17 protein-coding genes and 5 tRNA genes are annotated in these 25414 nt (G+C 61.1%); 12 read left to right on the forward strand and 10 right to left on the reverse strand.

Annotated elements, in window-relative coordinates:
• Nucleotides 1–47 precede the first annotated feature (47 nt).
• From Q7S96_01490 to Q7S96_01500, 3 genes are all read right to left on the reverse strand, one after another.
• A tRNA-Ala gene (locus Q7S96_01490) sits at nt 48–119 on the reverse strand.
• 945 nt (nt 120–1064) lie between these two features.
• A tRNA-Arg gene (locus Q7S96_01495) sits at nt 1065–1136 on the reverse strand.
• Between the two features lie 149 nt (nt 1137–1285).
• On the reverse strand, nt 1286–1741 hold the full coding sequence (locus Q7S96_01500; protein MDO8462933.1) for a hypothetical protein: 456 nt from the start codon (nt 1739–1741) through the stop codon (nt 1286–1288).
• Nucleotides 1742–1839: 98 nt separating this feature from the next.
• On the opposite strand from Q7S96_01500, the gene Q7S96_01505 reads away from it, so the two are divergent.
• Both Q7S96_01505 and Q7S96_01510 read left to right on the forward strand, forming a co-directional pair.
• Nucleotides 1840–1916, forward strand: a tRNA-Val gene (locus Q7S96_01505).
• Between the two features lie 126 nt (nt 1917–2042).
• On the forward strand, nt 2043–3032 hold the full coding sequence (locus Q7S96_01510) for a uracil phosphoribosyltransferase (GenBank protein MDO8462934.1): 990 nt from the start codon (nt 2043–2045) through the stop codon (nt 3030–3032).
• Nucleotides 3033–3086: 54 nt separating this feature from the next.
• Here Q7S96_01510 and Q7S96_01515 read toward each other — a convergent pair whose 3' ends face one another.
• A complete protein-coding gene (locus tag Q7S96_01515) occupies nt 3087–4427 on the reverse strand; it encodes a hypothetical protein (protein MDO8462935.1) in 1341 nt (446 codons plus the stop codon).
• A gap of 312 nt (nt 4428–4739) precedes the next feature.
• Nucleotides 4740–5720, reverse strand: coding sequence for a diacylglycerol kinase family protein (locus Q7S96_01520; protein MDO8462936.1), 981 nt, complete (start codon nt 5718–5720; stop codon nt 4740–4742).
• Between the two features lie 322 nt (nt 5721–6042).
• On the opposite strand from Q7S96_01520, the gene Q7S96_01525 reads away from it, so the two are divergent.
• Entirely contained in the window at nt 6043–6699 is a 657-nt protein-coding gene (locus Q7S96_01525) for a hypothetical protein (GenBank protein ID MDO8462937.1), read from the forward strand.
• Between the two features lie 46 nt (nt 6700–6745).
• On the opposite strand, the gene Q7S96_01530 is transcribed toward Q7S96_01525, so the two are convergent.
• Nucleotides 6746–7210: a hypothetical protein gene (locus Q7S96_01530; protein ID MDO8462938.1), complete on the reverse strand. Its 465-nt coding sequence runs from the start codon at nt 7208–7210 to the stop codon at nt 6746–6748.
• A 141-nt stretch (nt 7211–7351) separates the two neighbouring features.
• Nucleotides 7352–7434: transfer RNA gene (locus Q7S96_01535), tRNA-Leu, on the reverse strand.
• A 55-nt stretch (nt 7435–7489) separates the two neighbouring features.
• Between Q7S96_01535 and Q7S96_01540 the strand changes: the two genes are divergently transcribed.
• The 5 genes from Q7S96_01540 to polA all read left to right on the forward strand — a co-directional run bounded on the left by Q7S96_01540 (nt 7490) and on the right by polA (nt 20439).
• On the forward strand, nt 7490–11104 hold the full coding sequence (locus tag Q7S96_01540) for a lamin tail domain-containing protein (protein ID MDO8462939.1): 3615 nt from the start codon (nt 7490–7492) through the stop codon (nt 11102–11104).
• A 34-nt stretch (nt 11105–11138) separates the two neighbouring features.
• A tRNA-Gly gene (locus tag Q7S96_01545) sits at nt 11139–11210 on the forward strand.
• A 287-nt stretch (nt 11211–11497) separates the two neighbouring features.
• Nucleotides 11498–16351: a S8 family serine peptidase gene (locus tag Q7S96_01550; GenBank protein ID MDO8462940.1), complete on the forward strand. Its 4854-nt coding sequence runs from the start codon at nt 11498–11500 to the stop codon at nt 16349–16351.
• A gap of 69 nt (nt 16352–16420) precedes the next feature.
• Nucleotides 16421–17644 carry a CAP domain-containing protein gene (locus tag Q7S96_01555; protein MDO8462941.1) on the forward strand — a complete coding sequence of 408 codons (1224 nt, stop codon included), beginning with the start codon at nt 16421–16423 and terminating at the stop codon, nt 17642–17644.
• Between the two features lie 119 nt (nt 17645–17763).
• Nucleotides 17764–20439 (forward strand): DNA polymerase I, encoded by a 2676-nt coding sequence (gene polA, locus Q7S96_01560; GenBank protein MDO8462942.1) that lies wholly within the window; start codon nt 17764–17766, stop codon nt 20437–20439.
• A 73-nt stretch (nt 20440–20512) separates the two neighbouring features.
• On the opposite strand, the gene Q7S96_01565 is transcribed toward polA, so the two are convergent.
• The 3 genes from Q7S96_01565 to dnaA form a co-directional block, all read right to left on the reverse strand.
• Nucleotides 20513–21016 carry a hypothetical protein gene (locus Q7S96_01565; protein ID MDO8462943.1) on the reverse strand — a complete coding sequence of 168 codons (504 nt, stop codon included), beginning with the start codon at nt 21014–21016 and terminating at the stop codon, nt 20513–20515.
• Between the two features lie 154 nt (nt 21017–21170).
• Complete coding sequence (dnaN, locus tag Q7S96_01570; protein MDO8462944.1) at nt 21171–22310, reverse strand: DNA polymerase III subunit beta; 1140 nt, start codon at nt 22308–22310, stop codon at nt 21171–21173.
• A 298-nt stretch (nt 22311–22608) separates the two neighbouring features.
• Complete coding sequence (dnaA, locus tag Q7S96_01575) at nt 22609–24015, reverse strand: chromosomal replication initiator protein DnaA (protein ID MDO8462945.1); 1407 nt, start codon at nt 24013–24015, stop codon at nt 22609–22611.
• Nucleotides 24016–24196: 181 nt separating this feature from the next.
• On the opposite strand from dnaA, the gene rpmH reads away from it, so the two are divergent.
• The 4 genes from rpmH to Q7S96_01595 are packed head-to-tail and all read left to right on the forward strand — an operon-like array spanning nt 24197 to nt 25228.
• Complete coding sequence (gene rpmH / locus Q7S96_01580) at nt 24197–24340, forward strand: 50S ribosomal protein L34 (GenBank protein MDO8462946.1); 144 nt, start codon at nt 24197–24199, stop codon at nt 24338–24340.
• A gap of 41 nt (nt 24341–24381) precedes the next feature.
• Complete coding sequence (gene rnpA, locus Q7S96_01585) at nt 24382–24768, forward strand: ribonuclease P protein component (protein MDO8462947.1); 387 nt, start codon at nt 24382–24384, stop codon at nt 24766–24768.
• Complete coding sequence (gene yidD, locus Q7S96_01590; GenBank protein MDO8462948.1) at nt 24740–25030, forward strand: membrane protein insertion efficiency factor YidD; 291 nt, start codon at nt 24740–24742, stop codon at nt 25028–25030. The genes rnpA and yidD overlap by 29 nt, the downstream gene beginning before the upstream one ends.
• Nucleotides 25031–25078: 48 nt before the next feature.
• Nucleotides 25079–25228 carry a hypothetical protein gene (locus tag Q7S96_01595; GenBank protein MDO8462949.1) on the forward strand — a complete coding sequence of 50 codons (150 nt, stop codon included), beginning with the start codon at nt 25079–25081 and terminating at the stop codon, nt 25226–25228.
• Nucleotides 25229–25414: the final 186 nt, after the last annotated feature.

A 25414-nucleotide genomic window follows, 5' to 3' on the forward strand; every position in this document is an offset into this window, starting at 1 on the left:
CACGTGGCACATAGCAAAACACTCCGGCTTCCCGGAGTGTTTTGCTATGGACCAGATGGGAGTTGAACCCACGACCCCTGCAATGCGAATGCAGTGCTCTACCACTGAGCTACTGGCCCGACGAGCGAGAGAAGTGCTGGGAGAGTACCCTCTCACAAGCACTTTCGAGCGAGGAGGGCTAGTATCGAGTCCTCGAAGCGGTGCCATGCACCGTCCTGAGGAGTCCTCGCCTGCCCTTCCGTAGCTTCGAGCGAAGGAGGGACGAAGGAACTCTCCTCTGAAGAACCAATAGCCAATACCCTAACCCTACCAAAAAATACCAACGCAACCACATGGATTTCGTTCCTTACGCGAACAACGCAGTGACCACGAACGCGACCATTGCAAAGGCAACTATAAGTGCAACATGGGCGAGAAGTACGTGACCGAAAATGTAGAAAACACGCTTCCAGATGTCAGTGCTGTTGAGCGTGTGTTCTTCGAGTTTGGTGACGCGCTCTGCGAGATTCTCTAGTGTAATAGCGGGTTCCATATTATTCAGTCGTTCGTTGGTAGCTTTACCACATCGGTACTTTCGTCGAATGTGCGGGTCCTCACTCACGAGCACTTTCGAGCGAGGAGGGCTAGTATCGAGTCCGCGAAGATACGATATTACCTGTAAGAATCACGAGAGTTGTTTACACTTTTCTGTCTCATCGTCCACTATATTTATATTCCGTCATCTCGACCGAAGCGACCAGCGGGAGCGGAGCGGAGAGATCTCTATGGTATGACGATTCACCAGATGAGATTTCTCGACTTCGTTCGCCCATGCGCTCACTTCGCTCGAAATGACGAGGGTGGAGACGGAGATCGTCTACGAGAAGTTCTGTGTGTAAACAACGCTTAAAAAATTCACACATCATTTTCATTCTAACAAAAGATTTACTCTTGTCATTTTTGTATTTTTTATCACTCTAGCGTTATAAAAACTATTCAAATGTAAAATTTTAGCTAGAATAAGCAAAAAATATGTGTATTTTGTACAGATAACGCCAAAAAAACAGTACGCTAGCGTTCCCAAATGCCCTCACCGGGAGTCGAACCTGGATTTAGGGTTTAGGAAACCCTCGTTCTATCCATTGAACTATGAGGGCGAGGGGGGGGCTGTCTCCATGGTATCACCAGATCATGCACTGTGTTTTAGCACACTAGCGTGCTAAAAATACTTTCTATCAACAACGGTGGTTTGGTTATCATCCCCGATGTTGGTACATCGGGGATGATACGTGGATGGCGGGATGCTCTAGTGTGCTGCCTCCCGCAACACCTCCCAGGCGGCGGCGATTGCCGACCGGACATCTTTACGGTGGTACGCGGCTGACCAGAATACCTTCGGACGGTAGTCGTGGAGGAGCCGCACGCCCGGCATACTGTGCGGTGTGCGACCTTCACGAATGGCCAGGACTGCCGAGAGCACCTGAGGAAAGCTGAGGTACGGATACCGAATGAGTGCGTATGACCCGTTACCACCCGTTCGTCGAACTTCGAGCTCCGCCTCGAAGCGACCGCTGCATTCCGGGCACGTCATGCGGTAGTCACTTGGACTAGCTGACCATGGATCATCCCGTTCCGGATCCACGCAGTAGTGGCAGAATCGACACGTCGTGTGTGGCCTGATCTCCTTCCAGCACGTGAGGCGCTCAAAGAGCGTCAACCGTACTTCCTTGACCTCCAGGTCGCCGCCGATAACGAGGTGCATGCACCCTCCTCTCCCGTTCATGGAAAACAACCATCTTGATCCTAGCCCGTCCCTCCGCCCTTGTCAAACGTCCCAACCCGAGCGTATGATAATACCACGCGCGCATAGCTCAGCTGGTTAGAGCGTTGCATTCACACTGCAGAGGTCCCTGGTTCGAATCCAGGTGCGCGCACCAAAAACACCCCGCGTCGCGGGATGTTTTTGGTTGCAGCGCGATGGCACACCATTGACACCGCGAGCAGTTCGTGCTACGATTGGTGCGGTACGTTGACAATCAACCAGCAGTAGGAGAGGAGACAATATGAGGCCAGTGGGATATACGGATGTCCTCGCGTGGGATCCGGAGGCGCGCGAGCGGGTGCTCGCCGCGCTCATGGAGCGCGACCAAAAACGTCGGCAACGAGCGACGTGGATGGCATCAGCCACACCGCCCGAGTTCACGGAGGTGCTCGATAGCATCCGCGTACGCATGGCGAAGGCGCGACAGCAGATTGTCGCGCGGCGTAGCGGTCATGCACATGTGGCACTCGTGCCGTCGGCGATCGCGATGCTCGAGCACGCGATCGCGCGTGAGCAGACGCGATTCATCCACTACAACGACGACGCGGATATCGGGGCGCCACTTGCACTGCTGCGCGCCAACTACGTCTGCGACAAGCGGGTCGTGGATGGCGAGCTGTTCCGCAGGGGTGCGCGGCAACTCTGGGAACGCTTGTTCGAGCGAGCGTTGCACTTTGCCATTCCGACCCTGTACCTCCCGCGGCGGCTACCCAAGGTAGCGACCCAACTCGTGGTTGTCCTCCCGTGGCGCGCCGCGCTCATCGCCGGCGAGGTCTGCAAACACGCGGGCGTGGAACACTTCTGGCACCTCGGGTGCTCGCGCGACGAGCAGACGCTCGCGTGCTCCGTGTACCACGAGCACCGCGCGCCGGCGCACACGCATTCGTACCTCCACATCATCGCGGAGCCGATGCTCGCCGCCGGCGGGACGCTCATCGAGATCATCGAGCGTCTCCGTACGTCGGATGTTCCGCTGAACAAGATCGTCATCGTGTGCGCGGTCGCTGCACCTGAAGGCGCGGATCGCATTCTGCACACGTACCCCGAGGTGCGCCTCGTGTGCGGGGCGCTCGACGGACATCTCGACGAGAAGGGCTACATCGCTGAGCCGGGCCTGGGCGACTTTGGAGATCGCGCCATGGAGGGCGTGGACGGCCGGTACGCCGAGGCGCACTGGATCAGCACCGGCCTCCTCACGAAGCAGCAGGCCGAGATCGTCCTCTCGCGCTGAGACGTAAATCCCCCCACACCAACGCGGTGTGGGGGGATGTTCATGCTTTGGTGCTCACGCGCCAGTTTCGGGGGGAGCATCGGAAATCACCGCAGCGGGCAGCTGCGCATGTTCCACGAACTGCTCACGAAAGGCCTTGATTGCCTGCGCGGAGGGTGGGGTGACGGGGTGCTGACGATCCAGCTTGTCCACGAGCTCCAGGATCGGACCGGCACATGCGGCGGCGTGCTTGCAGATGCCCTCGAGCGTATCGAGGGGCTCATCGAAGACGCGCGCGAACGCCACCCCAATCCTTGCCGTGACACGATGCTGTGCATCCTCACCGTCCAACCCGCTGAACCCCTTACTCTCTCCGGATGCCAAGATGTCTGCCAGCATGCGGTGGAGGAGCTTCGCGTGCTTGGAGCGTCCGAGTACCTGCCGTGAGCGCGTGAGGGCGCAGAGTACTTCGGCCACACGATCGATGAGGTAGTCGCGCTCGTTCACGACTCGGATGACTCGCATCCGCGCGCTCTCGAGATCCTTGTACTGCTCGACGAGGACGCGCTGCGTCCGATCTCCGAAGGTCACGCTCTCGTGATGCGCGAGCTGAAGTATCATCACGCTCGGATGCTCATTGACCATGCGGAGCTGGGACCGCACGTTACCATGCATCTCGATGCTCAGCTCCGCGGGGTCGACGTGGTCGGTGATCCGCACGTCATCGGAACCGCGCCAGCAGTGCGCGATGCTCCAGTCGCCCGTGTTGTCGAGGATGGTGCACTTCCGGAACCATCCCCCGCGACGCAGCTGGAGGATCGCGCCGCTCACGAGGAACTCGGTACCATCGGACCCAAACGCGCCGCCGGTCTGCTCGTGGAGTCTCCGTGTGGCGCGCCACGCATCGAAATGCGCAATACGCGGCGGATGCTTCTCGTCCTTGATGACCACCACACCGTAGCATTCTCCGGCAGGAACCTGATCGATGGCGATCGGCATCGTTTCGTGCTTGTGCAGGATGTTGCCTCCATCCTCGAACACGAACTCTTGGAGTCCCCCGACGTTCGCCATGATGAGGATGATGCCCAAACAGAAGGCGATAAGCGCCGATACGGTGAGGGCCACGTACAGTCGGAACTCGCCGGTGTTCGCTACACCGCTCTTCGGGTCGAGGGTGAGCGCAGCCCACCAGGCGATCACGGACAGCGCAGCAAGTACATAGCACAACCACCAGCAGTACGTTGGCCATGGCCCGTAGATGAGCGTGTTGGTAGGTGCCTTGAACGCGCTGCACTCCGGACACGCCAGCGGCACTTCCTGTCGCCTGACGATGATGCGCTCCGCGTTGGTGGCGCCTTCCGGTTCCACAGTCGAACCGCTGCCGTCTCCTGCCTGCACTCCATCTTGCTTCGCCATGATTTCCTCCGAGCGGTGGGCTCGTACGTCCCACCGGTCTGAGTGCTGCGACCAGCTCATCCTCCACCATGGAGGCACGTCCGATCGGAGCCATTGAGAAGGTACTGCGCGTTGAGTGTCGCACACTGCGGGAACAGAGTCAAGACACCTCTACAAGAGTCGTCATTTCGACCGAAGGGAGAAATCTCACCCGCCACAATCACTGTACCCTGTGAGATTTCTCCTCGCGGATTCGTCGAAATGACAGAACGCGGGAGTTTTGCAGATGCTTCTCAAGAAGACCCCGCACCGGTGTGGTGCGGGGCTCGTGACTCACCCGATGATGAACTTGAGCATCGGGCCGCAGGTGATGACATCGCGCATCGTCGGTGGACGGAGCTCACCATCAATCTGCGTGATGGTTGGCGTAGCGTACTCGATGATCGTCGTGCGCGCCGTGGCATCGAGCACGAGATCCGGTACGCTCCAGCCGACCCAGATGCGCCCGATGTTGTTGAGCACCTGCCAGAAGGTCATCTGTGCCGAGCGTACCATGAAGTGCCCGGGAACACGCATGGCATCGGGAAGTGCCCGACAGTTGAGGCCCACCTGATCAATGGAGCCCACCATGATGCCGTTATGGAGCTCACGGTCGGCGAAACGTGCGTCATGGCCGCGGGGCAAGAGGATCGTCGCGCGCACCGGTTTCATGAGGAGCTGCTTGGGTTGCCGACGCGGGAGGAGGCCCAGGAGTTCATCCCAGAACATCTCCGCGAGGACAACCGCGCCGCGCATACCGCCCACCGTGGAGCGGTCCGCGTAGTACCGCTCGAGCAGGTTCACCGCCATGCCCGCGCCGTAGAGGAAGCCGTACTCGTCGTTGACGCGAAGGGGGTACGCGTGTGCGTAGTCAAACGGCAGCCCCTCGCGCAGCTTCGTCGCCACGCGCTCGGCGAGCGCGACCGGCGAGAACCGCGTCGCGCCGATCGTGGCGGCAACGTTGTTCATGGTGCCGGTGGCGAGGAGCAGGATCTCCGGAATCTTCGTGCTCGATTGCCCGTGACGCTTGACCAAGAGCGCGGTGATCGCGCGATGGAGCGTCCCATCGCCACCAGCGAGCGCGAGGATGTCCGGTTGATCGCGATGAATCTGCGCCGCGGCTCGCTCGAGGTCCGCGAGCGTCTGCGTGCTGTAGATGCGATTGGGGTTTGGCGGCCGCGCGAGAATGGATCCGATCACCTTCCCCATACCGGCACGCCGCGTGTGCTGTCCTGCGTTCGGATTGTCTATATACGAAATGCTCCTGTCGTTCACGTACTCCCTCCTCCTCAGACCATGCAAGGTGCTGCCCCCAGTGTTGCACGCAGCGTGCGGAGCATCAAGTGCGTGGACTCGTGCGCGGCGGTGCCTTGACAGGATAGCCAATCATGGGACATACTTGATCGTGGTTCTTTCCACTACGGAAGAGGAGGAAGTAATGAGAAACGATAGCAACGTCGGGATGCTCGCGCAGTCCCGCGCGAGTGCTCTCCTAAAGGCATTCACGAAACTCCACCCCCAGCTTTTCCAACTCGACGTCCATCATGTGGAGTAGTGGCGCGAGGAACGTGAACAGCAGCTCGTGTGCCGTCGCGAGATGATCTCGCTCGCGTTGAAGCACTGGTCGCTACGGAGGCCGGTGGTGGCGTGGGGTCTTACCGCATTGACGTTGGCCGTGGTGGCGCTCGCGCTCCGGCCTGGCCCGTTCTCCGTGCCAATCCTGGTCCTTGCAACGGCTTCGGTCGCGATGGCTGTGATACACGTCATGGACATGCGCTCCTGTCCGCAGGATTTCATCAGTCACGCCGACTACGAGAACCTCCGGAAGCGCCTCGCCGCGGAAGACCCGTTCTACCGGCGCATTATCCTCGCGCTGGACACAGCGAAGGCATGGAGTGTTCTCGTGGAGCGGTACGATGCGTGGCGGCTCGCGGTCCAATCCGGCCTCACCCCGTGCAATGCAGCACTCGATGAGCGGAATCGCTCCATCCTCACACGCGGCGCACAGCAACTGGGGCGTACGTTCGACCAACTTGAGGCGGTCCGCATGCTCATCGCGAACGCGAACCACAGCATCAACGAGGAGTCGCTCGCACACTTCCTCGAACACCTCAACGCCGGAGAGGAAGACCTCAGCGCGCTCGCTGCGATCCACCTTGAGGAACCGCTCGCACTCCTCGAACGCGAGCACGAAACCGAGAAGGCCCTCGAGCAGCTCAACCACGAGCTCCGAACACTCGCGGAGACCGCGTAGCAGCTCCGGAAAAAAGCAGACCCCCCACATCGTGGGGGGTCTCTTGCTATTCCTGCTGCAGCTCCGGGCGTGCCGTGGACTTCTCGCGCTGCTGGATGAGTTCCCGAAGGTACTCGATGAGCTCGCCGGTGTGATGGTTCGCGAAGCGCGGAGTGACACCCCACACACCGCTCCGCGGGAACTCGTCATCCGAGAGGTCGCGGGAAATTGCAATGAACGTGATGTCGAAATAAACGCGCTTCCACGTTTCTCGCAGCACCTGCATTTGGCGATCCAACGACTCACTGTGCTGCTTGGTATCGTAGTCGTAGATAACGCAGACCGCTTCCGGCGCACAACCCCGAAGGTCTGGCGGCATCGCGACGCTGGGATGATCAGTCGCGGCGCATACTACCACGCGACAGCGCAGGACGTATTCGAGTATTCCCGCAAGCACCGCGGGCACATTCACACGCGTACGAGGGGTGATGATGAAGATGACCGGGACCGACCTCGTCTTCTTTCGTTTCACGGGCACTCCTTCCTTGGATGCATGCTGCATGGGGGGGAATGAACAGCACCTACCGATCGTGCCCACCATAGCGAGCCGTTCGCGCAATGTCAAGGAAAACAACCTAGCAAAAAACGCTCCCGTGATGGGAGCGCGTTTCGCTGGGCGGGGTGGGACTTGAACCCACATGGGGTTGCCCCCACCGGCTCCTAAGGCCGGCGTGTCTGCCATTCCACCACCCGCCCGTGTGGTTCTTGTATCGTACCACGAGCCGATCGTCAAATGGTACGATGGAACACTATGCTTCGCACCACTGCACTGTTGATGGTGAGCGTGCTCCTGTTCCCGTTCTTCACTCATGCTTCGCACGGTAGCCACGTCCTCATCGGCGAGCTCCAGGTTGGCGGTGCGAGCGCAAACGATGAGTTCATCGAACTCTACAATCCCACGGGCGTGCCGGTGGACCTCGCGGAGTGGCGACTCGCGAAGCGCACGGCGAGCGGGAGCGAGTCAAATCTCCTCACCGCGTTCCCCGCGATGACGATCGCGCCGCACGCGAGCGTGCTCATCGCACACCCGAGCGGCGCGTTCGCGGGCGGCGCCGATGCGGTGTACTCCACGTCGGCATCGCTGTCACTGGACAACACGTGTGTGCTCTACGCAGCGCCCGTCGGCGGTGTACGGACGGTCGTTGATCTCATTGGTTGGGGAAGTGCGACGAGCGTGGAGGGTGCCGCAGCTGCCAATCCTGCGGCGGGCGCGTCGCTCGAACGCAAACCGGGCGGGAGCGCGGGGAACGGCACCGATACGGAGAACAACGCTGCCGATGTGGCGGCACAGGGCACGCCGACGCCGCAGAGCGCGAGTGTTGCGGCGCGTCCGATAATAGAGGAGGAAACACCCCCTCCGGCTCCCCCTCAAGATGAGGGGGAGGGGTATACGATCGTCGTTGGCGAGGTACAGATTGGCGGGGACGCAGCGGTGGATGAGTACGTGGAGATCTCAAACATCGGCGACGGCGCGGTGAACCTGGAAGGGTGGCGGCTCGCGAAGCGCACGGCGGGTGGGAGCGAGTCAAACCTCCTCACCGCATTTCCCGCGATAACGATCGCGGCAGGCGCGGGTGTCACTATCGCGCATCCGAGCGGGTCGTTCGCGAGCACGGCGGACGCCGTGTACTCCACTGCGGAGTCGCTCGCCGCGGACAACACCGTCGTGCTCTACGCGCCGCTCGCGGACGGCGTGCGGCCGGTGGCGGATCTCGTGGGATGGGGCGGCGCATCGTCATTCGAGGGCAGCGCGACGCAACAGCCGACGGCGGGAAGCGTGCTCGAGCGCAAGCCCGGCGGCGATGCGGGGCACGGACAGGACACGGATGATAACGGCGCGGACTTCGTTGTGCACGAACAGACACCCCCTCCAGCTCCCCCTCAAGATGAGGGGGAGGGCCAGGGTGCGCCGCTCACGGAGCCGTCCATCGTGGCACCGCCGCCCGTGCCCAAGCACGTTCGGATCAATGAATTCGTCTCCGATCCCGCCGACGGCGACGTCGAGTGGGTGGAGTTGTACAACACCGGCACGAGCGCGGTGAACCTCGTGGACTGGACAATCGAAGATGGCTCCGAGCGCACGACGTTCCTCTCTGGCGTACTGCCGGTGGGCGGGTTTGTGGTCGTGGAGGAGCCCGCGGGGAAACTCAACAACGGCGGTGACCGTATCGCGCTCCACCAACCGGACGGCACGCTCGTGGATGCGGTGTCGTATGGCGACTGGGATGATGGCAACCGATCGGATAACGCGCCGGCGGTTTCCGATCCTGCGGCGGTCGCGCGTGTCGTTGATGGCGGTGATACGGATAGCGACGCGCGTGACTGGGTGCGCACGGAGGTGCCGACGCGGGGAGCACCGAACGTCGTGGCGAGCGTCCCCAATCCTTCGGCAGACCCCGCAGCACAATCGCAAGCCGCCCCGCGCCGCACGCCAATCGTCGTGCTCAACGAACTCTACCCAAATCCGCTCGGCAGCGATGCGGAGGATGAGTTCATCGAAATCGCGAACATTGGTGACTGGGGGACGATGCTCGACGGCTGGCGCGTACGCGATGACCTCGGCACGGAGTACGTCATCAATGCGAAGGATGGTCCGACGTCGCTCGGTGCCGGCGGTGTGCTCGCGCTCTCGCGCTCGCGCACTGGCATCGCGCTGAACAACACGGGCGGCGATGCCGTTCGGCTCTTCAAGCCAGACGGTGACCGCGCCGCATCACTCGTGGAGTGGAAGGGTGTCGCGGAGGAGGGGCTGAGCTACGCACGCAGCGATCGCGGGGTGTGGGTGTGGAGCACGATCGTCACCGCGGGCGTGGTGAATACCATCGAGACGCCGAACGAGCTGCCGGAGGCGGTCATTGACGCGCCGGATACCGTGGCACCGCAGACCGTCGTCGCCTTTGACGGCACCGATAGCGCGGACCCTGATGCGGAATCGCTCACGTACCTCTGGGACTTCGGTGACCCGCAGACGCAAGCGGATGTCGCGACGAACGTCATTGGGCGGTATGTGTACGCACAGCCCGGCGCGTACACCGTGACACTCACGGTGACGGATACGCGTGGCGGTGTGGCGACGACGGAACACGAAGTCATGGTCATGCAGAGTATCCCTTCCGTCATCTCGAGCGAGTCCTCGAGTCGAGAGATCTCTTCAGTAGAACAAGATTTCTCCGCGACCGCATCAGATTCGCTCGGTCGAAATGACGAGATGGCGATCCGTCTCTCCGAACTCCTCGTGAATCCCGTCGGGCGCGATACGGATGGCGAATGGGTGGAGATTGAAAACACGAGCGATGGAGCGGTCTCGCTCGACGGCTGGGCGTTCGTCACGATCGGCTCGAGTGAACGACGCTCACCACTGCCGGAGGACGCGGTGGTCCCCGCGCACGGGTACGCCGTCATCCCGCGGAGCCAGCTCCGCGCAGCACTCACGAACAGCGGCGCGACCGTGGAGCTCCGCGCGCCGGACGGCACCGTCATGGACTCCACCGCGTACGCGGATGCGAAAGAGGGGTGGAGCTTCGCGCGGCTCGACGGCGCGCAGTGGCAGTGGACGAGCGCGCCGAGTCCGAACGCGCATAACGCGTTCGTCGCCGGCGTGCGCATCGTCGCGGACAGCGGGAGTGGTGGTGCATCCGCGAGCACCACCGAGGGAGTGCTCTCCGTCCGCATCGCAGACCTCGATGACATCGCGCTCGGGAGCGACATCATCGTACGCGGGACGGTCACCGCCGCGCCCGGCGATGTCGGCAAGCAGGTCTTCTACATCGCGGACGGTGGCGCAGGGCTCCAGGTCTACGTCGGCAACCGCGTGCTCCCCACGCTCGCGATCGGCACCACGGTCGAGGTGACCGGTGAGTACCGCATGGCCGCCGGAGAGCCGCGCGTGGGCATTCGCGCGCCGGAGGACGTGCGCGTCGTCGGCAGCGATGTGGTGCCGGAGCCCGTCGCTCTACGCGCCGCGGACGCGAGCGATGCCGCGCTCGGCGCACTCGTCGCGCTCGAGGGTGAGGTGATGGAGCGACGCGGCACCATCATCCACGTTGATGACGGGTCTGATGAGCTCCGCGTCGCGCTCTCAGGTGCCGCCGCGACGGACACCGACGTTCGCGCGGGCGACACCGTGCGCATCGTCGGCATCCTCTCCAAGACGCAGAGTGGCTTCCGCATCCTCGCACGCACAAGCGGCGACGTCACCGTCCTCGCGCGCGCCGAGGTCGGCGCGGCCTCTGCCATCCTCCCAACGCAGCCGCTCCGCCAATCCATCGAAATCGGCGTAATCGTCGGCGCAGCGGGCGCGTTCGCGCTCGCATCACTCTGGCGGCGCCTCCGCACGATCGTACGCCGCCGCACACCCCCGGCTTGACCTCGCCCCACTTCCTGCTACGCTGAAAACACATGCGGGTATCGTATAGTGGCTAATATACGTCCTTGCCAAGGACGAGCGAGGGGTTCGATTCCCCTTACCCGCATTGCAAAAGGCGTCCCACTCGGGGCGCCTTTTGCAATGCGGGTTTTCCGTCTTGTGTTATTGCAATGACGCTCTTTTGTAAGGGCCTCTTTGCTATGGTCTCTCTTGAGCATCCGCCCATCCTCCATATCGTTTGACAGTGACAAAAGATTCTGATACCTTTCTAATACTATTGATTCAGAAATTTGACATTATTATTACTTATCGAGGCACTCCAGCAGACGTAAGCTGACATATCGTCTTATGCGCTCAACACAACGCTTTTTCACATGGTTCATGGTTTTGGCCGTGTCCGTACAACTGGTTCCGGTGGCGGTCTTTGCACAAGAAATTGCGGAAACCACGGAGCAAAACGCGCAAGTGGAGCCCATAGAAGCAGTTCAACAGAACGAAGTGGATGATTTTGATGGCACTGAAAACGAATCGAGCGCAGTAATCGCGTCAGATGATGGAGATACTACTGCAGATGGTCACGCTTTCGTAGTAAACGATGAGCAGGAAAACGCAGCACTCCGTGAGGATGCTGCGATTATTGTTTCTCCGAAGGAGCCGTCCACTACGACGAGCAGAACGAACGCGCAGCAGCGCGATGCCGCAGCACAACCAGAACCCTACGTCCCGGGCGAGGTGCTCGTGCGCTTCAAGACGAAGTCCGTAGACCTCACAACCGCTACCGGTAAAGCATTCGCGGAGCAGTTTGCGGATGCGCAGCACCTCGATCGCAAAGCCCTCATCGCCGCGAGCAATATCGCCGTGTACAAAACGCGCGATGGCGAGACAACCACAGACGCGGTCACACGCTTGCGCTGGATTCCTGAGGTATTGCACGCGCAGCCGAACTTTGTGTATCAGCCGCGCTCGAATGATACGTTGTACGGCGCGCTGTGGGCGCTGGAGAATACCGGACAGATCGTCAATGGTGTCGCGAGTACGACGCCTGATCACGACATTGACGCGCCGGAGGCGTGGGTGAAGAGCGAAGGAGATAGTGTGATTGTTGCGGTCATTGATTCCGGCGTTGCATTCAATCATCCCGATCTGCTTGCGAGCATGTGGGATGGAGCAATCTGCGTTGACGAGAATGGCAATGCGCTTGGTGGCTGTGAGCACGGGTACGATTTTACAGGAGATGGAGACAAACAGCCCCTTCCCACGACCTCTTCGCACGGCACTCATGTTGCGGGCACTATTGCGGCGGTGAAGGACAACGGCACTGGGGTTGCCGGTGTTGCTCCGAGGGCGAAGATCATGGCGCTCCGATCGGATCTCTCCACGACATCCATCATAAGTGCGATAAATTTTGCTGGTGCGAATGGAGCAGCGGTGATCAACGCGAGTTTTGGCGGTGCGTACTCACAGGGGACTCCCCTCAGTGCGGATGACCTCCTCTTCAAGCAAAGTGTCGAACAATTTCCTGGAGCCTTCGTTGCTGCGGCGGGGAATGGCAATGCGTTTGGAGACCTCAGTGTGGGTGATGTCCACGGAGTTGATATTGATTCATACCCCTGTGACTTCGATTCCGCAAACGTCATCTGTGTTGCCGCAACGAATCAGGGCGATGAGCTTGCATCCTTCTCCGACTACGGCGCGGAGTCCGTTGACGTCGGTGCGCCGGGGACGAGTATCGTGAGTACGGGATTCACACAAGAAGCGTTTTTCGATGCAGCACTGCCGAGTTTTTCTGGTACGAAATTTACCAGAACCAGCGGATCATGGGCAACGAGCACATGGGACGGGAACGACAAGATGACCGTGGCCAACGATTCGTACGTGAACGATGACGACGGGGTGCTCACGCTCACTAACCCCATAGACACACGAGCGATTGATGACGGTCAAGATGTACAGTTGGAGTTCTATGTACAAATGGACACCGAGGAGCCCGATGGTGATTCCTGTTTTGACTATCTTGCAGTAGAGGTGAATGACGACGACGGTGCTTGGACGCGAGCATATGTGAACTGCGGGAATGTGCTCGGTACGCAAACCGTGAATCTTGGCGCGGGAACGCAACATGCACGGATTCGATTTGTGTGGCATACAGACAGCTCCGGAACGGGCTCCCAGGTGCCCATCATTGATGATGTCGTCATCTCGAACACGCACGACTACGAATACAAGAATGGCACCTCTATGGCCGCGCCGCATGTGGCGGGGGTAGCGGCATTGGTGCGGGGGTTCAATAAAAATGTGACGACGTCGCAGATCAAGAAGATTGTGATGGAGACAGGCGACGCACTTGCTGCGTTGAATGGAAAAACGGTCAGTGGCCGGCGCGTGAATGCGAACAATGCGCTTGCTATCTTTGATCCGCACGTCGCGCTTGAGGAGGACGACGTACTCGTTGCCGGGGGCAGGTCCACGGAAGGAGCCATCAAGTTCAACTTCGTGGTGCGCGATGGTATCGCAGAGTTGCCATTCACGCTCGCGCAGTTCGAATACTCGACCGATGATGGAGAGACGTGGCAAGCGCCGGAGAACGGCGACGCGAGTGGCGCGCTTGAGTCATTCGTGCTCGATGATCGTACGACTGTGGACGCGATTCCGGAACCGGAGGGGTCATTCTATGCCATCTTCTTCAATCCAAAACATGCGGACCTCACCGGTCTCGCGGACGTTGATCAGGATGATGTAGTGATTCGCTTCAAGGCAAACGATGGCGCGGTGAACTCGCCGTTTGCAACCAGTGAACCGTTCTCGGTGGATTTGCAAGCACCAACCGCGACGCTCACGGATACGCCTGATGCGTTGACCACTGCGACAAGCGCGACCATCGCGGTTGGCGGAGACGATGACATGGTCTCGTACCAATATGCGCTTGATGACGATGCATTCTCTCCCGTCACACCGATCGCGGATCCGGTTGCGATTTCGGGGCTCGTGGATGGAGAACATACGCTCCGCGTGATTGGCATTGATGATGATGGGAACGAGCAGGCGGAAACCGATGCGACGACGTTCACATGGACCGTGGACACGACGCCGGGCACCGCGCTCCTCACGTCGAAGCCGGATGCGCGGACGAATGAGACGAGTGCGACGTTCACGGTTGGCGGTGAGGATGTAGCAACGTACACGTACCAACTTGATGGTGGTGTGGCGCAAGGCCCGTTCTCGGTGGACGCGACGATCGAACTTGCTGATCTCGCCGAAGGGTCACACACGATTGCGGTGACTGGCTTGGATGCGCTCGACAACGTGCAGCCAACGCCGACGACGTACACGTGGATTATTGATGCGACCCCGCCGAGTTCCGTGAGTGGAGGTGGCGGCGGTGGCGGAACGAACTCGGCAACGCTCTCGCTTTCGGGGGCACCGGTAGCTGTCACGAACACCACCGGAGCCACGCTCATTGTTGGCGGCGACGACGTTGTTGCATACCGCTTCGCGCTGGATGGCGGCGTATTTGGAGAGGAGGCACTGGTGGCAGCGCCAATCGAACTGACCAATCTGACAGACGGCACGCATACCGTGGCGGTCATCGGCCGTGATGACGTGGGCAACTGGCAGGCCGAGGCGAACGCGACGACTGTCTCATGGACCGTGGACACGACCGCGCCGACGCTCGCGGAAGTGGAGTCCGTCGCAACGCCGACCAACGACGCGACGCCGTCGCTCACCGTTCAGGTGGAAGCCGATGCGACATGGGAAGTGCTGCGTGGGGAGACCGTGCTGGCAAACGGCACGGGTACGGGTGAGGCGCAGACCGCGCAACTCGCAACGCTGACCGACGGTATCTACACGCTCACGCTCACTGCAACGGACGCGGCGGGCAACGCGGGCAGCATCGCGCTCTCCGAGTTCGTGGTGGACACGGCATCGCCAACCGGCTTGTCGCTGAACGGCGTTCCGGATGCGCTCACGAACGCGACGAGCGTGACCATCACGGTTGTGGCAGGGAATGACCTCGTCGCGTACCGCTCCGCGTTTGACGGGAGCGACTTTGGTGCGGAAACGCCAGTCGCAACTCCTATCACCCTCAACGATTTGGAAGATGGTGCGCACACGCTGCGCGTGATTGGGAAAGACGCGGCGGGCAATTGGATGCCGGAAGGCATCGCGGTAGCTGCGACATGGACGGTGGATACGGTGCCGCCAATCGCAGCACTTTCGGATCTGCCGTTCGCCGAAACACCCGCAACGACCGCGACCATCACGGTTGGTGGTGAGGACGTGGTTGCATATCGCGCCGCACTGGATGGTGGCGCCTTCGGCGACGAGACACCGGTGGCGGACTTGCTGACACTCACCGATCTCTCGGATGCTACCCATACGCTCGCGGTGATCGGCCGCGATGCAGCGGGTAACTGGCAGGCGGAAGATGCGGCAACGACCTTCGCGTGGCTTGTGGACCGCTCGCTGGCAGTACCGCCAACGGCAGATCCGGCATCGGGCGCGCTGACTGCGCCGCAAATCGTGCACTTTACGGCACCGCTCGCGGAGAGCATACACTACACCTACGAGGATGCGGAATTACTCTCGTGCACAACCGGATCATCCTTCGGGACAGATGGGGAGCTCCACATTGATCGCGGCACAACACTCTTCATGGTCGCGTGCTACGCCGGTGGTGTGCCGTCCGAGGTGCAGACGTTCACGTACACATTCGCGTCGCGTGGGGGTGGTGGAGGCGGAGGTGGAGGTTCCGCAGGAACGATTTTTGCCACGCCAGCAGTAACGGCGCCGCAATCGGTCACCCCGAGTACTCCAGCCCCGTCAACAGCACCGTCCGGACGGGTCTTGGGTACGCGATCCTTCGCCGACGGCGTACTGCTCCGCGTGAACGAACGCGATATCTACCTCGTAGATAGTGGGCAGCTGCATAAGGTTCCAAATCCGCAGGCACTGTGGCGCTATCGTCATCACGAACGTCTGGAGGTGGGCGATGCGGACATCGCAGGATATACTGTTGGTGACTCCGTCCTCGCCATGCACCAACGCACGTTGCGTGTCCTCGGTGTGCGCACATTCATCAACGGTGTCCTGCTCCGTGTCAACGGTGGTACCATCTACCTCGTTGACGGCGACGCGCTGCGCAAGATTCCTACCATCGAAGCGCTCTGGCCCTATCGTGATCGCGAGCGGTTCGAGGTGGGCACAGACGTGCTCGAAACATATACGCTTGGAGCGCCGACTGCGTAGCACGTTCGAGAGCATCGCGTACGCGAGCGGGTCGCACACCACATGCACCCGCTCGCCTCCATCACCGCTATGCGTGAGTACCTCGACCACGCCAACCGCCTCTGTCGCCTTGCGGTGATCCCGCACGCGGAGAACGACTACCGTCCGTATCTCCTGCACCCCAAGCGTACGGTGCGGTACGCGGTGGCGTTCTCCGCGATGAAAATCGTTGTCCTCGGACTGGTGGTGCTCTTGCCCGCCAGTATTTTTGCCGCGCCTGAGGCAGTACAGGTACAGGAGCAAGAACTCATTCGCCTCGTCAATGATGTACGGGTGGCCAACGGCGCGAGCGTCCTTGCAACCGATGCTCGGCTCACACAATCTGCGCGCGCAAAATCCGCCGACATGCTGACGCGACAGTACTTCGCGCACACGAATGCAGATGATGAGGGACCCGACACGTTCGCCACCCGCGCTGGGTATCCGTACAGCGTGATTGGCGAGAACCTCGCGATGGGATTTGTCGCTGCGCGTGATGTCCTTGATGCGTGGGAACGTAGCCCCACGCACGCGCAAAATATGCGTGACACGTTGTACGAGGATACTGGATTGAGCGTCATCGGCGGTACGTTCTATGGAGAACCCACGGTATTCATCGCGCAACACTTTGGCCGCGAGCGGCGCGGAGCGACCACAGCACCGCTACCGCCGACCACCCCCGTGCTGGCTTCCGAGCAGCCACCCACGGAGGCATCTGGTCCCACCAATGTCGCCGTGGCACAGCCAGAAATCGAACAACCTCTTGTACGGAACGCAACGTTACAATGGGAAAGGACGGGGAGCGATGAAACTGAGGTGACTGCGACGGTAGAAGTGGCGGGGTCGGTTGCAGGAGCACGTGTGAACGTCCATGGACACGATATCCTTCTCTCTCGAGGCGATGCATCCTCGGACACCTATACGGGCACCCTCGCCATTCTCGCTCCTCCCGAAGACGTCTTCCGCGTCGTGGTGCCAGGAACGCTCTCTCTGGTGAACGCCGATGGTACCGCGGTCATGCAGTCCCTTCCATGGGCAGCGCCGCTCGTTGTCCGCCCATCATTTGGCACAAAGTACGCGCAAGCCAAAACACTCCTCCCGCAAACGTTCGGGCCAACGCTCCACGTCTCGCGGTTCGTCTTCGCCCTCGCCTTCATCATCTTCGCCATCGCGTGGCTCATCAATCTCGTCGTTGAAATCCGACGCCAACACCTCGACCTCCTCATCCCCAGTGGTGCGCTCGTCTTGCTGCTGGGGCTGTTTTGGTGGGTGTAATGCTGCGGGGCTTCCCCACGTCATACCCCTGAAGCGCCGCCCGCAACGCTTCCTCAAAGTGCTCCGACATCACGTCGGAGCGCTTTCTGGTACGGGTCGCAGTGGTACAATGGACCTCTATGGCCCGTGCTCCAATCACTACGCCGACGCTCATCATTATTGATGGACATGCGATTCTCCATCGCGCGTTCCATGCGTTGCCGCCTATGCTGGCACCGTCGGGGGAGCTCGTGAACGCGGTGTATGGATTCACGACCATCCTCCTGAAGGTCCTTCGGGACTACGCACCGACACACATCGCAGTCACATTCGACACCGCAGCAGCGACGTTCCGCCACGAGATGTACGGGCAGTACAAGGCGACACGCGAGGAGAAGCCGGACGAGCTCTACGCGCAGATTGATCATATCGAGGATGTCCTCGCGGCGTTCCACATCCCCACCTACGCGGTGGATGGATTTGAGGCGGACGACCTCATCGGCACGATCGTTGCGCAGGTGAAACGCAAGAAGATTCAGACGCTCATCCTCACCGGTGACCTCGATACGCTCCAGCTCGTCTCGCCCACCGTCCACGTCCTCGCGCTCACGACGAGCATGTCTGCGCCCACGGAGTACGACGAGGACGCCGTGCGGGCGCGCTACGGTCTCGACCCCGCACAGCTCATTGACTTCAAGGCGCTCGCCGGCGATCCGTCCGACAACATCCCGGGGGTGTCCGGCATTGGCAAGAAAACCGCGACGCAGGTGCTCCAGGAGTTCGGCACGATCGCGCACGCGCTGCGCGCTGCGGCGAAGGGTGGCGCGCAGGGCACCGTCTCCGCGCGCGTACTTGAGAAAATCCGCGATGCGGAGGAGGCCATCGCGCTTGGCAGGGAGCTGGTGACGATCAAGCAGGACGCCCCGATCACCTTCCAACTCGACGATGCGGCGCGCAGACCGGTTGACCGCGACGCGACGGTTGCGAAGTTCCGCGAGCTCGGATTCGCCACGCTCATCACTCGGTTGCCCGTGAGTGCCGAGTCCTCGTGCGGTGATGACGCCGTGGAGGCGCTCCACACCCCACAGGACCTCGCGCAGCTCTCACAAGACCTCGCACGCACAAAAGCGTTCGCGTTCGCCATCGCGCACGACGAGGGTTCGCCGCGCACGGCGCACGCCCGCGCGATCGGTTTTTCGTACGATGACCACGCGGTGGTCGCGGAGCCCTGGGGTGCCGCGCTCGCCGCAACCGCGCGCGTGTTCGCGGACGGGGCGATCGCAAAAACCGCGCATGACGCAAAAGCGGCGCTCCACCTCCTCGGGCGTTCGCACATCGCGCTCCGCGGCCTCGCCGATGACACGATGCTCCTGTCGTACCTCCTCGCACCCGGCACGCGCAAGCACGACCTCGTGAACGTCGCGCTCGCCGAGCTCGGCGTGGAACTCAACGCCGCACCGGGGAGCGTAACCGCCGCGCCCGCGGCGGCAATCGCCGCGCTCCAACCGCTCCTCGCGAAGCGACTCGCGGACGAGGGGCTCGAGCGCGTGTACCGCGAGATTGACCTCCCGCTCGTACCGGTGCTCCACCGCATGGAGCACATCGGCATCATGCTCGACGCGACGGTGCTCGCCGGACTCTCCGCAAAAATGCACGAGCAACTCGACGCGGCGGACGCGCGCATCGTCGCGCACGCGGGCCATGAGTTCAATATTGATTCTCCCAAACAACTCAAGGTGGTCCTCTTTGAGGAGCTCGGCCTTGAGGTGCGCGGGCTCAAGAAAACCGCGAAGGGTATGGGGCTCTCCACCGCCGCGTCGGAGCTCGAGAAGCTACGCGGCGCGCACCCGATCATTGATGACGTCTTTGTGCACCGCGAGCTCAAGAAGCTCGTCTCCACCTACGTGGACGCGCTCCCAGAGCTCGTGGACCCGCAGACCGGCCGCGTGCACACGACGTTCAACCAGTGTGTGGCCTCCACGGGGCGATTGTCGTCGGACTCACCAAACCTCCAGAACATCCCCGTCACGCAACCATGGGGCCCGGCCATCCGCAGCGCGTTCGTCGCAGAGCGCGGCTGGGTGCTCCTCGCGCTGGACTACTCGCAGGTTGAGCTGCGCATCGCCGCGTCGCTCTCCGGCGATCGCGCGCTCGCGGAGGCCTTCCGCTCCGGCAGCGACATCCACGCGGCAACGGGTGCGCTCGTCTTTGGCATTGCACCGGAACTCGTGACGAAAGACCAACGCCGCGTCGCGAAGGCCATCAACTTCGGCATCCTCTACGGCATGGGTGCGGGGACCCTCGCAAAAACCGCGGACATCAACCGCGAGGAGGCGGGTGAGTACATTAGCGCGTACTTCGCCGCGTACCCCGAGCTCCACGCGTGGATCGAGGAGACCAAAGCAACCGCGCGCAAGCGTGGCTTCGTGGAGACCCTCTTCGGCCGCAAGCGCTACCTCCCGGAGATCACCTCCGGCGTGCCCATGGTCGCCGCCGCCGCAGAGCGCATGGCCGTGAACATGCCCATCCAGGGCACCCAGGCCGACCTCGTGCGCATGGCGATGGTCGCAGCGGACGCATGGGTGCAACACGCGAACACGGAGATGCGCTCCGAGGGCCCCACCTCGGGAGAGCGCGTCCGCATGCTCCTTCAGGTACACGACGAACTCGTCTTCGAGGTGCGCGAGGACTTCCTCAAAACAGCGGCGCCCGCGCTCATCAACATCCTGGAAAACATCCACACCTTCCCCGTACCCGTTTCCGTCGAGGCGAGCACCGGCACGAGCTGGGGCGCGCTCAAAAAACTGGAGCACTAACAAGAGAAGAGAAAAGCCCTTCACCCGTTATTGGTGAAGGGCTCCTTCCTGCTCCTCGCTCCCCGTGGAGCCCCTACAGATGGCCAGCGATGATGGCGGTCGCGAGCTCGAGGTGTTGTGCGGCTGCATCGAGGCACGCCTTGGAGTGGTCCGGTCTTGCGTTGAACGCCATGATCGCATCACGCACCGCATCCCAGGCGTTCTGGATGTTGGTGGCGAGCGCATCAACCGGCGGTGTCATAGACCCCGCACGATCACGAGACCGATCAGCCGACAACACATCGAGTCCCGGCTTGTAGCGCTCGACAACATCCGCCACGAGCTCGATATCAAGGAGCGGTACGAAAAACCGGTACACAGAATCACGTGCTCCCTCCACCACCACATCCGGAGTACTCATAGATGCTTCCGGCAAGCACACCTCTCTCGCGTAGTACTCGACCGTGGTGGGTGTGTTGTAGCCGCTGAGCGTCCCCACCTCGAGCTGTGCGCGTGGACGCTCGGCATGGACGTCCACATGCACTACGAGCACGGGGTCGCCGACCCTTGGCTCTTCTTCCGGGCGGTAGTACAACACATTACTGCGTCGCCGTTCCATTGTCTCGCTCTTCTCCTGAGTACAAAGGGCTCACACCACACCCCGAAACACACGGGGGTCGCCTCTCCCAGGAGATTTCCTATCCTACCAAAAATCGCCGCGCAGGCAAGCATTTCCACCGCCTCCAGAGACCCTACTGCTTGATCGGCATGATGATGTAGAGGTAGTTCTTCTTCCCCTCCTCGTCCGTCTGGCGGAGGGTGACGGGTGCCACAGCACCGGTGAGCTCGATCGCCACCATGTCCGTCGCGATGGCGGAGAGCCCGTCGAGGAGGTAGCGCGCATTGAGGATGGTCGTCACTTCATCTCCCGAGACCTCGGATGCGTCTATGGTGGCCTGGTGCTCGCCGAGCTGCGCGCTCTCCGAGCGCACGATGCACTGTCCCCCGCTCGTCACCACGCGGAGGTGGACGTCATTCACACCCGTGCGTGAGAAAAGCGATGCCGCGCGCACGGTCTTCTGGAGCTCGCCGCGCGGGAGCACCACCCGCGTCGTATGGGTCTGCGGGATGATCTGGCGGTAGTCCGGGTACATCCCATCCACAAGCCGCGAGGTGATGGAGAGTGACCCCGCGGTGACGAGGAGCTGGCTTGGCGTGTACGCGATTGCCACCTCGGCGAAATCCTCCTCACCTCCCGCAAATGTCCCGAGGACGCGAATGATCTCCTGGACCGTCCGCGCGGGGACGATCACCTGCGTGCCGCTCTGCGCGCTGCTCCGCAGGAGCGGCACCTGCGCCTCTGCGAGCCGGTAGCTATCCGTCGCCGCCACGGTCATCGCACCATCCCGAAACGCGAGGAGCGCCCCGCAGAGCTCCGGACGCGCGCTGCCTGAGGCGACCGCGAACGTGATGCGTGCAAGCGCGTCGCGGAGCGTCGTGGTGCCCACAACAACCTCCTGCTCGCGCTGCACCGTCGGGATGAGCGGGAATTCTGTCGCATCCATCCCGCGCACCTTCGTGGTATTCCCACGGCACACGAGTTTGAGTTCCGCGTTCTTCAGGAGCGCGACGTCAATACGATCTGCGGGGAAGAGCTGCACGACATCCGTGAGGAGCTTTGCATTCACCGATGTCGCCCCCTCCTCCTCCACCTTCCCGCGCAGCTGTGCGACCATGGCGAGCTCGAGGTTGGTCACCGCAAGGGTGAGCATCTTCCCTTCGGCCGTCACACAGACGTTCGAGAGAATGGGGAGCGATCCCTGCCGTGAGGCGATGGCACCAATCCTATTGAGGGCGTTCTTGAGATTTTCCTGCGTACAAGAGAAGCGCATGCACTGGCTGTATTCTTTTTCTTAAAAGTTACCTAAAGGTAAAGATAGTAATAAGGAAGTGAGTGGACAGTGTTCGTGGTGTGTGGATACCACGCCTCAGTTTCGCTCTACTGTGATGAATCCACCGCGTGTGCGATACGCATGAGCGTGTGCGTGCGCTGCAATCCTCGTGGGATGGTTTGTGTACCACGATTGAACACCTTTTGTGTTCGTGTGGATACCTCACCACCTCATCTCCACCCCATCCTCCTCTTGCGCCACAGGCCGTACCGATGGTGAGGAACTGTGGACGGCCTCCCTAGACGTAGAGGCGCTGGCGAATGAGCTGGACGTCCTGGCGCATCTTCTCGTTATTCTCGATCTCCCTCGAGATCTTGTCGTACGCGTGCATGGCTGTCGTGTGATCGCGGCCGCCGATCTCATTGCCGATTGCGGGGTAGCTCGACTTAATCTCCTCGCGCATAAGGTACATGACGATCTGTCGCGGGTTGACGAGCTCCTTCTTGCGGCTCTTTCCGATGATGTCCACAATGGCGATGTCGAAGAACGTGGAGACCGTTTGGATGAGCTGCTTCGGCGTGATGGCGGTCTTGCGGGGGAGGGTGGAGAGCTGGGTGATGATCTGGCGCGCGACCTCGACGACCGCGGGGACCTTGTGGAACTGGACGTGCGCGTGGAACTTGTTGAGCGCACCCTCCAACTCGCGGACGTTCGACTGGATGTTCGAGGCGAGGTAGCGGATGACCTCGTGGGAGAGGGGGAACTCGCGTTCGCGGCACTTGGTCTCAAGAATGGCGATGCGCGTCTCGAGATCCGGGTTCTGGATGTCCGCAATCATTCCCCACTCGAACCGCGACTGCAGGCGTTGCTCCAACGCCTGGATGGCCTTCGGTGGGCGATCGGAGGTGAGAATAACCTGCTTGTCGTGCTGGTGGAGGTGGTTGAAGGTGTGAAAGAACGCCTCCTGGGTCCCCTCGCGTCCGGAAATGAACTGAATGTCGTCAATGAGGAGGAGATCAACGGTCCGGTAGCGATCGTGGAACTCCTTTGCCTCACCACGGCGCACCGTTGAGACGAAATCGTGCATGAACTGCTCACAGGTGACGTAGCGAATCTTCGCTCCCGAGAGTCCCGCAACCACCTGGTGCCCAATGGCCTGCATGAGGTGGGTCTTCCCAAGCCCAACACCTCCGTAGATGAAGAGTGGGTTGTAGGGCTTTGGTTTTGCCTCACAAACGGCCTGGGCAACGGCCTGGCACGCAGCGTGCGCGAGCTCTGATGCCTTCCCCACGACGAACGTATCAAACGTGTACTTTTGGTTGAGGCCATGCTCATTGACCACTGGAGGAACTTCCCGCGTCGCGACCGTTGCGAGCGATCCGGCAGCGGCGGTTGCTGTGCCACCCGCGCGGATAACCTCGCCACCGCCGTGCATCGGGACTGCGTCGGGGCGCACAACCTCCACGCGGTACACGATCTGCTTCACGTGCGTCTGGGTGACGTTCTGGAGCGCGCGAAGGATGTGCTGGTGGTACTTCTGCTCCAGCCAGGACTTCGTGAACGTGTTGGGCACGCAGACCGTCGCCCGATCGCCATCGCACGCGACGAGGCATGACCCCTTGAACCACGTCGTGAAGTTCGGCTTAGAAATGGTGAGCTCGAGCTCACCGAGCACCGCCTGCCACACCTGAGAGGAGTTGAGCATAACGTCGCCGCGCTTAGAGAACGAATGGTCAAGGGTTGCGTCTCTTCCATTCTCTCCGATTGTGGATCGCGGGACAAGACGTGGATAGTCGGGATAGGAGGTGGATAGGCGGTGCAAAGATTACTTGACACGGTGGACGGCACGGTATAGTGTAGAGGTTGAAGTGCGCGTTATATTCCCTATGCCCAAGCGAACCTACCAGCCAAAGAAGCGAAAACGTGCGCGAACGCACGGGTTTCGCATCCGTATGCGCACGAAATCCGGCCGCACCACCCTCAAGCGCCGTCGCGATAAGGGACGAGCGCGGCTCACGGTGAGTGCCTAGCAAAACGCTCCGGCCTCCGCTGGTGCGAGCAGCTGATCACTATGCTTCCTGCACGGTACCGGTTGCGAAAGATGAAGGATGTCGAACGGGTCTCCCGCAAGGGGAGGCCCGCGTTCGTGTCTGTGTTCACGCTGCGCTACGCGAAGAATGACCTCGATCATATCCGCATGACCGCGGTTGCGGGATTGAAGGTGCATAAGCGCTCCGTTCGGCGCAATCGGGTCAAGCGTCTCATTCGCGAGGCGTTCCGGCGTGAGTTCCTCGATCGCGTCACACCCGGCTACGACATCGTCATCTACGCGAAGAAAGACCTCGTGGGGAAGACCTACGCCGACGTTGCAACAGAGCTCGGTGTTGCGCTGCGGAAAGCGGGACTCCTCATGCAACCACCACGCAATCATGGAGCAAAACCAGCAAACGGAACGTGAAACGTGCGGGGCGAGCATCACCCGTATTCCCCGACTGCTCCTCGTTGTCGCGATTGAGCTCTACCAGCGCACGCTCTCCCCGGATCATGGGCCGCTCTTCGCGCGGATGTTCCCACACGGTTTTTGTCGGTATTACCCGAGCTGTTCCGCATACGGAAAGAGCGCGATCATGCAAAACGGGGTGTTGATTGGCTCAATGAAAGCAACGTGGCGCATCCTCAGATGCAACCCGTGGTCAAAAGGTGGTGTGGATAACACGTGAAAATTGTGGATGATTCTGTGTATAAGATGATTATTGTGTGAACTACCTTTGACAAACGAGCACCGCATCCGTATGCTCGTTGAGGAGGAATGCCACATGATCCGTGAGCATCAGGAGCCCGATTTGGTCAGCATCATCGCATCACTCACCGCCATGGCCGTCGGTTTGGGGGTGATCCTGTGGTTCATGACCACCTAGTGCGGCCCATCAATGCCAAAATCTCGTAGGGGAGGGGTTCATCCCCTCCCGCTCCGGTTCAGGACTCCATTCAGTAAAACGCCGATCCCCGAGCGGGATCGGCGTTCTCATGAGAACAGCGCGCGCGGCCGCGCTTTCCGCACGGAAGATCAGGCAGCGGCAGCGAACACATGCTACGATAGCGAT

The sequence above is a fragment of the bacterium genome (assembly GCA_030647005.1).
Classification (GTDB): domain Bacteria; phylum Patescibacteriota; class Patescibacteriia; order JACPHY01; family JACPHY01; genus JAUSKG01.